The organism is Rhizobium sp. BK418 (assembly GCF_004341105.1).
Lineage (GTDB): Bacteria > Pseudomonadota > Alphaproteobacteria > Rhizobiales > Rhizobiaceae > Rhizobium.
In genome coordinates this window covers 304,226-316,227 of the sequence record NZ_SLZK01000006.1, presented here as the reverse complement: position 1 = coordinate 316,227, position 12,002 = coordinate 304,226, and the positions used below count along the sequence as shown (strand labels likewise).

The window sequence follows — 12,002 nt, the reverse complement described above, 5'->3', positions numbered from 1 at the left end:
GGATCGATGTTTTCTGGAATTCATCAGTCACGCTGAACTGCAAGGCTCGCCACGCCAATGATACCGGCACGGCTACCGAGCCTGGCGGGCACGAGATTGGGTGTGAGCCTGGGATCGACACCCGCAAAGAAATGACGCATGCGGTCGAGATAGCCTGCTGCAAGGCCGATACCGCCGCCAATGACGATTTGCTTCGGATCGAGCATCATCTGGATGTCGCGGCAGAGCGTAGCCGCACGAAACGCCGATTGCGAGACGATCTCGGCAGCCCAGGCCTCGCCTCTGGTGGCATGGTCGAAAACCTCGGCTGCGGTTCCCGGATATCCTGCTTTTGAGGCCTCGGCGGCGATCCAGCGGCCGGACGTCTGATCTTCGAGCGGCGATTGGCCTGCCGACGGGCCGCGGATCAGCCCGAAATGGCCGGCGAGCCCAGTAAGAGCCCGACCATTGACGATAATGCCGCCGCCGATGCCGGTCGAAATGGTGAGGAATACCAGATCGCCACCATTGCCGGCTCCAAACCGATACTCTCCCCAAGCGGCCGCCTGTGCATCGTTGATTGCAAAGGCCGGCTTGCCGAAAACCTCCCTTGCCTTGTCGACCAACGGGTACCGGTCGGGAATGCCAAGCGTTGCCGGATTGAGCGCCGACCAGCATCCATCCTGAATGAAGCCGGTAACGGCGATGCCGACATGGGAGTAGCGATCCGCCCACGGCTGAGTAGAATCTGCAATGCCGGCAAGCCATGCATTCGGACCTGATTCCCGTGCTGTCGGCACGGTCATTTCGTCCAGCACTTCGCTGCCTCTGATCAGCGCTGCCATCGTTTTCGTGCCGCCGATATCAATCGCAAGGACCGTCTGCAGGCTGTTGGCGTCGTAAGCTGCCGCGACGGCATCGCGGAACCAGGCCGTCACATGTTCGGTGCGGGTAATCGCCGAGCCCACCACCACGGCGAAAGCTCCGGCTTCGGCGGCACTTGCTGCCTGCTCGGGCGTGCGGATGCGACCCTCTGCAATGACATAGGGTGTGAGTGCGCGCATTGCGGCGACCAGATCGATATCCGGATCGACGGGCTCCGGCCCGCCGACATAACCGGAAAGGGTCGTGCCGACGAAATCGACCCCGGCCGCCAAAGCGTTACGCGCGTCTTCGAGGCTCGAGCAGTCTGCCATCGTCAACTTGCCTCGTGCCTTCACCGCCGTCACCAAGGCTTCGACTGCCGCCGGCCGTACGCGATCCGTAGCGTCGAAGGCGACAATGTCGGCACCGGCATCAGCGAGCGCTTCGGCATCGGCAACGAATGGCGTGATCCGCACAGGACTGTCCTCGAGGTCCCGCTTGACGATGCCGATGATCGGCACGGTCACGGCGGGACGTACGGCTTTTACGTAGTTGACGGATTCGATCCGTAGCGCCTTCGCACCAGCATCGACGGCGGCCCTTGCAAACCCAATGACGAATTCGGCCGTGTCCGTCGGCCCGCCGGGTACCGGCTGGCAGGAAACGATAAGACTTTTTTTGATGTCGTCGCGCTGCAATCGTGACACTCCATTTCCGGCATCACGATAATTGGAAAGTACCAGATTACAACCAGTTTATAACTGGTATCATCGCGTCAGCTCGAATACGAAGTCGTAAACGTCGCCCTTGTAGCGGCTTTCGCAATATTCGACGATCTGCCCATCGCCAAGAAAACAGCGGCGCTCTGTCATCAGCAGCGGCGCCCCGGCTTCGCAATGGAGATACTGCGCATCCTCGGCGGAGGCTGCTCGCGAGCGCATGCGCTGAACGGCGCGCTGCGGGAGAAAACCGCGGGCTTCCAGCGCCTGATAAAGAGAGTCGCCCACCAGATTTGCCGAAGGGATAAAGCGAACCGGGACGGTTGATGTCTCGACCGCGATCGGCACGCCATCGGCCGTACGGATGCGCTTCATGCGCAGGATATTGCTGTTCCCGGCGACCCCGAGCGCCATCATCTCCGTGGGGGAAGGTCGGCTTATCTGCTTGGAAAGCCATATACATCCTGGCGTTAGGCCACGCGCGAGGATATCCTCCGAGAAACTGGTGAGCGTCGAAAGCGACTTTTCGACCCTGGATCCGACTTCCGTTTTAAAACCGTGGCGGCGATTGAGAAGACCCTCTTCCTCAAGCAGTGCCAGTGCCTTGCGTATCGTTACCCTCGAAAGCGACAGCGTCTCGGCAAGCACCCGCTCTCCCGGCAATACGGCACCTGCCTTGAGGGTGTTTGAGCGGATCGCAGTTTCAATCGCCGACTTCAGGCGCTTGTAGAGCGGCAGCTGGGATACCGGTGCCTCCAATTCCTTTCTGATCACCTCGATCAGTTCGTCCGTAGCCATGGGTTTCCAATGCCTTTAAATTTTTTCTGTGAAATCCATCTGGATCTATACTGGTATTAAAGTGATAGGGCAATCGCCTGACCGGCGAGCGCTTATCAACAAGAGCCGAAACCTGCCCATTTGACAGATATCCTACAAGTGGATATGTAGCTCTTCATCTTATCGGCGAGGCGAAGAGAAGATCGGACATGGTTTTGAAATCGATGAAGCCGCTGACACGCGCACCGCTGCTGCATGTATCCGTGCAAGAAAGTCTGCGCGCTTACATCCATGATAACGGTCTGGCGCCGGGGACGCTGCTGCCGGCCGAAGGAGAGCTTGCCACGCAGCTCGGCGTCAGCCGCAATTCGCTGCGCGAAGGCATCAAGGCGCTGGAATCCCTCGGTGTACTGGAGACACGGCGCGGTGTCGGCATTTTCGTGAAGGCTTTCTCCTTCGAGCCACTCCTCGACAATCTGGCCTACGGACTTGGCGGGGCGTTGCGGCAGATCGAAGAAGTGATCGAAATCCGCCGCACGCTTGAAGTGGGATTGATCGGCAAGACGATCGAGATGATCGGCGAGGAAGACATCGCCGAGCTGCGCGCGACCGTCAATCGTATGCGCGCCCATGCGGAGCGCGGTGAAACTTTCGCCGAAGACGATCAGCTGTTTCATCGGCTGTTGTTTCGCTGCCAGCATAATGAAACGCTTGTCCGACTGATCGATGTCTTCTGGCTCGCTTTCTACAAGGCGTCGGATTTCGTGAACCTCGAAAACGTCGATCCAATGGCGACTTGGCGGGATCACGCGGCGATTGTCGATGCAATCGAGGCGAAGGATCTGGAGGAAGCGCGCAGGCGCATGGATCGTCACTATGAGGGCATTGCCCGAGTCATCGCCAATAACAAGACAAGTTCAAACGTGGGAGGAACACATGAAAAGACTGTCTAGATTATCCGTAGCCGCGCTCGGCGTCATGCTCTCGACCGTTGCCGTTCCGGCAGTCGTGGCATCCGGTATCGCAACCCAGGCGCAAGCCGCCACCCTATCCGGCGGTTTCGACGTCGGTCCCGGTGGTTTCCAGGGCAATTTCAATCCGCTTGCCGCGACCTCCGGCTTCACCTGGCTCAGCATTTATTACGAACCGCTGATTACCTATGACGAGAAGCTGCAGAACGTCGTTGGCGCACTGGCAAGCTCCTATGAGGTCAGCCCGGACCAGAAGACCTACACGTTCAAGCTTGCGGACGCCAAATGGCACGACGGCAAGCCGTTCACCGCCAAGGACGCAAAGTTCACTATGGGCCTCGCGATGGATGCCAAAACCGGCTCGGTGCTCGCCGCACGCCTGAAAGCCATATCGTCTGTCGAAGCGCCTGATGACCGCACTCTCGTCATCAAGCTCAGCGAACCGAGCGGCAGTCTGCTCGATGCGATGACGAAAGTGATGATGCTGCCGGAGCATGCGCTCTCCTCGATACCTGCCGACCAACTGGCGAAGAGCACGTGGTGGTCCACCACTCCGATCGGTACCGGTCCGTTCAAGTTCACCAAATATGTCTCGGATCAGTATGTCGAACTTGCCGCCAATACCGACTACCGCGGAGGCAAGCCCGCACTGGAACGCGTCATCAATCGCTATTTCGCCAATCCTGCTGCCGCGATTGCAGCGCTGAGGTCCGGCGAGATTCAGTTTACATATGTCGATTCCAACGACGTGCCGACCTTCAAGGACAACAAGGACTTCAGGGTCATCGAAGGTGACTCCTTTGTAGTCAACTATCTTGGCTTTAATCACGATTCTCCGATCTGGAAGGATGTGCGCGTCCGCAAAGCGGTGATGTACGCAATCAATCGCGATGCCATCATCAAGAGCCTCTACGGCGGCGCAGCCAAGCCGGCCAACTGCGCTTACGTTGCCGAACAGCTGATACCGCAGGGTATCGACACCTATGCTTACGATCCTGAGAAGGCCAAGCAATTGCTGACCGAAGCGGGCTGGGATCAGATCAACGGCGCCAAACCGATCACGCTTCTGACCTATTACACCACGCCGCTGGCGACCAATGTGCTTGCCGCAGTCCAGGCCATGCTTGCCCAGGTCGGCATCAATATTGTCCCTCGGGCTGTCGATACCCCGACCTATAACAGCATCGTGCTGAACCCCAAGCCGGATATCGCCCAGTTCCAGATGGTCTATGCCGGGCTGCAGAACGGGCCGGATGCTGGAAGCATCAATGTCGGTCTTAATGAGAAGCAAATTCCGCCGGCTGGACCGAACGTGGCGAGAGTTCGCATGCCTGAACTCACCAAAGCGCTCGATACTGCGATTGCAGAGCCGGACAGCGCCAAGCGGAATGCCGCCTATCAGGACGTCTGCAAGGTGATGAACAGCAACCTCCCCTGGGCCACGCTCTGGGTCGCAAATCGCTATGGCGTCGTCTCCACCAAGGTGAAGGATTTCGTCTGGACGCCGGCGCCGGGCGGCGGCCCCTACCAGGCCGACCCGCAGAAATGGTCGATCGCCGAATAGGCATTCCGCGAAGCTAAGGGGTGGCTTCGGCCACCCCGACAGACGGATTTACTATGCTCCGATACAGTCTCAGACGTCTGATGATAGGAATAGGTATGCTCGTTGCGTTGAGCATGCTGATCTTCCTGATGCTGCGCCTGGCGCCAGGCGATCCGATCGATGCCTATATCGATCCGAACATACCAATGTCGCCGGCCGACCTCGCCGATCTGCGCAGACGCCTCGGCCTCGATCAGCCACTGCCCATCCAGTATCTTGGCTGGCTGCAGCAGGCGTTGATGGGCAACCTCGGTTATTCGATCAAACGTGTCGACCAGCCTGTTCTGGGTCTGGTTCTGTCGCGCATTGGTCCCACTGTGCTATTGATGGGCACGTCATTGGCCTTCGCTATCGTTGCCGGCATCGCCTTTGGAGTGATCAGCGCGGTCCGCCGTAATTCTATCGCCGATCTGTCCCTGTCGGTCGTCGCGCTTGCCGGCATTTCGAGCCCGGCATTTCTTAGCGCTCTGATCGGCCTCTATGTTTTCTCGGTTCGCCTGCACTGGATGCCTTCGGGAGGCATGCTGACTCCGGGCGAGGAATTTTCAGTGGGCGATCTCCTTCACCACCTGATCCTGCCCGCCGCACTTCTGTCCGTTGCGCAAGGCGCGTTGATCATGCGTTATATGCGCGCTTCGCTGCTCGAAGTCCTGAACCAGGATTACGTTCGCACGGCTCGTGCCAAGGGTGTCCCCAGGTTCTGGGTGATCACCAAACATGCATTGCGCAATGCGCTCCTCCCGATCGTGACGCTGGTCGGCTCGACCATCGGCCTTGCGATCGGCGGCGCCATCTTCATCGAAAGCGTCTTCAACTGGCCGGGAATGGGCCTTCTATTGGTCGATGCCGTGCAGACCCGCGACTACCCGGTCATCATGGGGGCAACGCTCGTCATCGGCGCTTGCGTCATCGTCGTCAATCTACTGACCGACATCACTTATGCGGTCGTCGATCCGCGCATCAAGGTGGGCTGACATGTTGGCACGCTCTCCTCAACATCGCAGCCCGGGGCCACTGGCCCGCGCCTTCGAACGCTTTCTGCACAATCACGCCGCCGTCGCCGGCGTCTGCATCGCTGTCCCCTTGCTGCTGCTGATCCTCTCCTATCCGCTGTGGTGGACTTTCCAGCCGAACGACATCGATCTTCTGGCGATGAACAGCGGCCCGACGGTGACGCACTGGTTTGGAACCGACGGTGTCGGCCGTGATGTGTTTGCGCGGGTGCTGGAAGGCGGCCGGATTTCACTGCTGGTTGCCGTTGCATCAACAGCACTCTCTGCTGTGATCGGCTTTCTCTTCGGGGCTATCTCCGCGCTGGCAGGACGCTGGGCCGATGCGGCTTCCATGCGCTTCGTCGATCTGGTCATGACCCTGCCGCCCGTCATCTTTCTGCTTGTGCTTGCTTCGATTGCAGGGACCGGCATCTGGCCGACAGTGCTGGTCATCTCGCTGCTCTCGTGGCCGCTGCTCGCACGCATGGTCCGCTCCCGACTGCTGGAATTGCGCGAGCGCGATTTCGTCATGGCCGCACGCGGCATGGGCGCCGGCATCGGCCATCTGCTCTTCCGCCATGGCCTGCCGAACTCCATCGATATCCTCGTCGTCTATGCCACGCTGCAGATCGCCAATGCCATTCTGCTCGAAGCGGGCCTGTCCTTCCTCGGTCTCGGCATTGCACCGCCGGCGGCAAGCTGGGGCAACATGCTGAATGCAGCCCGCTCGACGGCGGTGCTCGAGCAATATCCGTGGCAATGGCTCTTCCCCGGCGCTGCGCTGATCCTTGCCGTACTCGCAATCAACTTCATTGGCGATGGCCTCCGAGATGCCTTCGACCCCCGTGCCGAACTGAACTGATAATCGAAAGAAAGAGAAAATGACCAAATTCAAGGGTGTTGTTCCCCCCGTCGTCACGCCACTCAATCCGGATCTCACCGTCGACTATCCCTCTTATACACGGGTGCTGGAACACCTGATCGATGCCGGCTGCCATGGCGTTTTCGTGCTGGGTTCGACAAGCGAAGTCATCTTCCATGACGAAAAGACGCGGCGGGAAATCATCGAGCATTCCGCCAAGGTGGTGAACGGGCGCGTGCCGTTGATCGTCGGCGTCATCGATCCGACCACAGATCGTGTCATCGCCCATTCGAAGGTTGCAAAGGCCGCCGGTGCCGATGCGGTGGTCGTCACCGCACCCTTCTATACGGTAACCAGCCAGTCCGAGATCCTCGATCATTTCCGCTATATTCGCGACGCCGTGGATGTTCCCCTGGTCGCCTACGACATTCCCGTCTGCGTGCACGTCAAGCTACAGCGGCAGACAGTGGTCACGCTCGCCAAGGAAGGCACAATCATCGGCCTCAAGGATTCCAGCGGTGATGACGGCAACTTCCGCTACGCACTCCTCGACCTTGCCGAACACAAGGACGTCTTCTTGATGACCGGTTCCGAGATCGTCGTCGATAATGCCCTTCTGATGGGTGCGCATGGCGTGGTGCCCGGTATCGCCAACGTCGATCCGCACGGATATGTCCGCCTTTGGGATGCCGCCCAGCGTGGTGACTGGGCCGCTGCGAAGAAAGAGCAGGAACGGCTTTGCCGCCTCTTCGAAATCGTTTGGGTCGCGCAGGGCCGTGTGAGTGGTGGCGCATCCGGTATTGGCGCGTTCAAAGCGGCCATGCGCAGCCTTGGCATCATCGATTCTGCCCTCATGCCGCGACCACGCGCCGCTCTGAACGATGCCGAAACCGCACGGATCGACGAGATCCTGCGCGCAACCGGCCTGCTGAACTGAGAGGGCTGATGGAACAGACCGCCGAACCCGTACTCGACATCAAGGGACTGCGAACGGTCTTCCGCGTCCGCGGCAGCGAGATCACGGCGGTCAACGATATCGACCTGACGGTCGCCGCCGGCGAGACGCTTGCGCTCGTCGGCGAATCCGGCTCCGGAAAATCGGTTACGAGCCTGTCGGTTATGCGATTGCTGAGCCACAATATCGGTGTAATCGCCGCCGGCAGCATCCGTCTGACGACGCGGTCCGGCACGGTCCAGGATCTTGTTTCCCTTGACGAGGAGAGCATGCGCAGGATCAGGGGCGACGATATCGGCATGGTATTCCAGGAGCCGATGTCGAGCCTCAATCCCGTTTTCACGATCGGCGACCAGATTGCCGAACCGATCCGCATTCACCGCGGTGCCAATCGCAAGGCCGCAATGGATGCCGCCGTCACGCTGCTTGAAAGCGTCGGCATACCGGACGCCAGACGCCGCGCCGGTCAATATCCGCACGAGCTCTCTGGCGGCATGCGACAACGCGCGACGATCGCCATGGCGCTGGCCTGCGATCCCGCGCTGTTGATTGCCGACGAGCCAACGACGGCGCTCGACGTAACGATCCAGGCGCAGATCCTCGATCTGCTTCTCAAGCTGCAGCGCGAGCGCGGCATGGCTATGCTCTTCGTCACCCACAATCTCGGCGTGGTTGCCGAAATCGCCCATCGCGTCGCGGTCATGTATGCGGGAAGGATCGTCGAAGAAGGACCGGTCGGCGAGGTTTTTCGCAATCCGAAGCATCCTTATACGATGGGCCTGCTCGCTTCCATGCCGCGCCTTGGAGACGCGTCACGGATGAAACAGGCAGGAGAAAAGCTCGCGGCCATTCCCGGCATGGTTCCGAGCCTGATGAATATGCCAAGCGGCTGTGCTTTTTCCCCGCGCTGCAAATTTGCGATCGATGCCTGTCGCGCCGCCGTTCCCGCGCTTGAAGAGATCAATTCGCAGCATCGCAGCCGCTGCATCAGATGGCAGGAGATCTAGATGAGCGAACCGCTGCTCTCCGTCCGCGACCTTTCGAAACACTATACGGCCCGCGGTGCGCGGCTGAATATCCTGCAAGGCATCTCCTTCGATATCGGCAAGGGTGAAGTCGTCGGGCTTGTCGGCGAATCCGGTAGCGGAAAGACCACGATCGGACGCACCGTCCTTCGGCTGGTCGAACCTTCATCGGGCAGCGTCCGCTTCGACGGGAGGGAACTGACCGCCCTTTCCGCCTCGGCGCTCAGGCGGCAACGGCCGCGCATGCAGTATATTTTTCAAGATCCCTTCGCGAGCCTGTCACCGCGTATGACGATCGGCGAAATCCTCACGGAGGGTTTGAAGATTCAGGGGATCGGATCGGCACGCGACAGGCTTGAACGAGCCCAAGCCGCCCTGACCCAGGTCGAGTTGCCAGCCGATGCGATCAATCGCTACGCCCATGAATTTTCGGGCGGACAGCGCCAGCGCATTGGTATCGCCCGCGCCCTGACCCTCTCGCCCGAATTCATCGTCGCCGATGAGCCCGTTTCCGCCCTCGACGTTTCGATCCAGGCGCAGGTAATCAACCTTTTGCGCGAATTGCAGCAACGGCTCGGCCTTACCATGCTGTTTATCTCGCATGACCTCGCCGTCGTCGAATATATCTGCGACCGGGTCATCGTGCTCTATCTCGGCCGCATCATGGAGATCGCACCGAGCGCAGACCTTTATGCGAGGCCGCAGCATCCCTATACGCGCGCCCTGCTCTCCGCCATTCCGTCACCCGATCCGGATGCCCGGCGCGACCGGCAGATCCTGAAAGGCGATATTCCGAGTCCAGCCAATCCACCCAGCGGCTGTGTCTTTCGCACACGCTGTCCGAGTGCGCTCGATGCCTGCGCTGGTGCGGTTCCTCAATTGCGGGAGGTCGCGCCCGGCCGGTTCAAGGCCTGTATCCGCGACGATCTCGATTAAACTGAAACCTCATGGAAAAAGACAGATGAACCCGACGAAGCGGCATCCACTCATCGGCGGCAACTGGGCGAGCCTGCTGCTGCCGATTGCGGCCGACGATAGCATCGAATTCGGCAAGCTCGGCGAGGAAATCGACATCCTTATCGACGCCAAAGTCGATGGCATTTATTCGAACGGGACCGCCGGTGAATTCCACAATCAGACCGAGGAGGAGTTCGACAGGATACAAACGTTGCTGGCCGAGCGCTGCAGCGCATCCTCGATGCCGTTTGTGATTGGCGCCTGCCAGCCGGACCCGCTGATCATGCTCAACCGAGTCCGCCGAGCCAGCGCATTCGATCCCGCAGCCATTCAGGTGATATTGCCCGATTGGTGGCCGCTAACCGATGCCGAAGCGATCGATTTCCTGAATCGTGCTGCGGAAACGGCCGACGGCATCCCGCTCATTCTTTACAATCCGCCGCATGCAAAACGCGTTCTGACGCCCAAAGAGCTGGGCGCGGTCTGCGCGTCGGTGCCTGGTGTAATCGGCATCAAGCTCGCCGACGGCGACAGCTCCTGGTATACAGAGGCTCGTCGTTATCTTTCAGGCAGGTCTCTTTTCGTTCCCGGCCATCATCTCGCAACCGGCATGAAAGAGAGTGTGGCGGCAGGCTCATTTTCCAATGTAGCGTGCCTTAGCCCCCGCGGCGCGCAAAAGTGGACGGCATCGATGCGGAGTAATCTCGATGCCGCACTCGATCTCGAGCGCCGGATCTGCGCATTCATGGACAATCATATTGTCCCCTTCCGCCAAAACATGGGTTTTTCGAACGCTGCGCTCGACAAATTGCTGAGCGCAATCGGCAATTGGGGACCGGTAGGGACTCGTCTGCGGTTCCCTTACCGATCGATCGATGCTTCGGAAGCCGTGAGGTTGCGAAGCCTCGCAATGTCTGAGCTTCCCGATTTATTTCACTGAGCACAATTTGAGGAGTGTTGGAGGTCGTCCGGACTGGGCGAGCCATGAACGAGCATACGTCGCGCCACTTGCCAGTCCCGGCGCTAACCGTTTCGACAAGCCCTAATACCCGGCGCTCGACAAGATAGACACGGCAGGTGGAGAAAGCTTCAGTCGAAAAAGTCCGCATCCTCTTCGCTAAGATATTTCCTGGCTCCTTCAGCGTCGATATCGAGGCCCAGCCCAGGCGCTTCCAATAGATCCACCATGCTGTCTTTCACGATCTGCCGCGGCAAGCCGATGACCAGATCCTCCCACCAGGGGTCAGAGGCGCTGGGATATTCGAACGCGACGTAATTTGCCGGCAATGTGGCGCAGACATTGATCAGTGCGCCGAGGCCCAGCAAACCGTTAGCGGTGCCATGCGGCGCCATCAGGATTGAGTGCATATAGGCGTGCTCGGCGACCCATTTGAGCTCGGCAATCCCGCCAATATCGGCTGGATCGGGACCGATGACGCGTACCGCCTGCGTCTCGATCAGTTCCTTGAAATTGTGCCGCAGATAGATCTGCTCACCAGTGTGGATCGGCGTCGAGGTGGAGGTTGTCAGTTCCCGATAGGCCTGCGGATTGACCCACGGCACGTAGTCGCCAGTCAGCATATCCTCGAGCCACATCAAATTGTACTTCTCGACCGCGCGAGCGAACTTGATCGCATCGGGCAGCATCCAGCCCGGGCCGCAGTCGAGCGCCAGGCTGACTTTGTCGCCCAGGACCTCCTTCATCGCGATCACACAATCGAGCATGTGATTGAAACCGCGCTCGCTGATCATGCCCTGATCCATGGCGCCGTGATAGCCGGCCTTCTTCTGCGTCACGCCGTAATGGAAGCCTTCGATAGTGTCCTTCATGTTGGAGTGGAACGAGATTCCTTGCTTGACCATGAAGAAGTTCTGCGGCTGCTCCATCATCCATTTGACGTCAGCGGCGTAATCCTCCGGCCGGTCGCCCGTACGTTTCTGGCGGATCGAGCCGTTGTAGACGCGCACCTTGTCCCGCACCTTGCCGCCGAGCAGCTTATAGACAGGCACGCCCGCGGCCTTGCCGGCAATATCCCACAGCGCATGCTCGATGGCGCTCACCGCCGCTCCATACGGCTTGAAAGAGCCGCGTTGGCGGATCTTCAGCATGACTCTCTCGACGTCGGTCGGGTCCTCGCCGAGCAGCGCCTCGCGGAAATGCAGCACGAAGGGCTTGAGGTAGGACTTGGTGAATTCGACTTCGCCCAAGCCATAGAGGCCCTCGTCCGTGACGATGCGGACGATCGGGTGTCTGCCGATAACGGCACAGCGCAGATCAGTGATCTTCATCTTCGTTCC

General features: G+C 59.6%; 11 protein-coding genes. 8 read left to right on the top strand and 3 right to left on the bottom strand.

Annotation, left to right across the window (positions count from 1 at the left end; translation table 11 throughout):
• Positions 1 to 23: 23 nt before the first annotated feature.
• On the bottom strand, positions 24 to 1,541 hold the full coding sequence (locus tag EV281_RS23675; RefSeq protein ID WP_132656850.1) for a putative N-acetylmannosamine-6-phosphate 2-epimerase: 1,518 nt from the start codon (positions 1,539 to 1,541) through the stop codon (positions 24 to 26).
• Positions 1,542 to 1,610: 69 nt separating this feature from the next.
• On the bottom strand, positions 1,611 to 2,360 hold the full coding sequence (locus EV281_RS23670; protein ID WP_132656694.1) for a GntR family transcriptional regulator: 750 nt from the start codon (positions 2,358 to 2,360) through the stop codon (positions 1,611 to 1,613).
• A 188-nt stretch (positions 2,361 to 2,548) separates the two neighbouring features.
• Here EV281_RS23670 and EV281_RS23665 point away from each other — a divergent pair, with 188 nt between their 5' ends.
• From EV281_RS23665 to EV281_RS23630, 8 genes are read left to right on the top strand one after another with little or no spacing between them, the layout of a single operon-like run.
• Entirely contained in the window at positions 2,549 to 3,292 is a 744-nt protein-coding gene (locus tag EV281_RS23665; RefSeq protein WP_132656693.1) for a FadR/GntR family transcriptional regulator, read from the top strand.
• Complete coding sequence (locus EV281_RS23660; protein WP_132656692.1) at positions 3,276 to 4,874, top strand: ABC transporter substrate-binding protein; 1,599 nt, start codon at positions 3,276 to 3,278, stop codon at positions 4,872 to 4,874. The genes EV281_RS23665 and EV281_RS23660 overlap by 17 nt, the downstream gene beginning before the upstream one ends.
• Before the next feature lie 53 nt (positions 4,875 to 4,927).
• Complete coding sequence (locus tag EV281_RS23655) at positions 4,928 to 5,887, top strand: ABC transporter permease (protein ID WP_132656691.1); 960 nt, start codon at positions 4,928 to 4,930, stop codon at positions 5,885 to 5,887.
• 1 nt (position 5,888) lies between these two features.
• Positions 5,889 to 6,767, top strand: coding sequence for an ABC transporter permease (locus tag EV281_RS23650; RefSeq protein WP_132656690.1), 879 nt, complete (start codon positions 5,889 to 5,891; stop codon positions 6,765 to 6,767).
• A gap of 19 nt (positions 6,768 to 6,786) precedes the next feature.
• Complete coding sequence (locus tag EV281_RS23645; RefSeq protein WP_132656689.1) at positions 6,787 to 7,704, top strand: dihydrodipicolinate synthase family protein; 918 nt, start codon at positions 6,787 to 6,789, stop codon at positions 7,702 to 7,704.
• Positions 7,705 to 7,712: 8 nt separating this feature from the next.
• Complete coding sequence (locus EV281_RS23640) at positions 7,713 to 8,729, top strand: ABC transporter ATP-binding protein (RefSeq protein ID WP_132656688.1); 1,017 nt, start codon at positions 7,713 to 7,715, stop codon at positions 8,727 to 8,729.
• The gene (locus EV281_RS23635; RefSeq protein ID WP_132656687.1) at positions 8,730 to 9,683 is read left to right on the top strand and encodes an ABC transporter ATP-binding protein; all 954 of its coding nucleotides are present in this window, start codon (positions 8,730 to 8,732) and stop codon (positions 9,681 to 9,683) included.
• 25 nt (positions 9,684 to 9,708) lie between these two features.
• A complete protein-coding gene (locus EV281_RS23630) occupies positions 9,709 to 10,644 on the top strand; it encodes a dihydrodipicolinate synthase family protein (RefSeq protein WP_132656849.1) in 936 nt (311 codons plus the stop codon).
• Positions 10,645 to 10,793: 149 nt separating this feature from the next.
• Here EV281_RS23630 and EV281_RS23625 read toward each other — a convergent pair whose 3' ends face one another.
• The gene (locus tag EV281_RS23625; RefSeq protein WP_132656686.1) at positions 10,794 to 11,993 is read right to left on the bottom strand and encodes a mandelate racemase/muconate lactonizing enzyme family protein; all 1,200 of its coding nucleotides are present in this window, start codon (positions 11,991 to 11,993) and stop codon (positions 10,794 to 10,796) included.
• Positions 11,994 to 12,002: the final 9 nt, after the last annotated feature.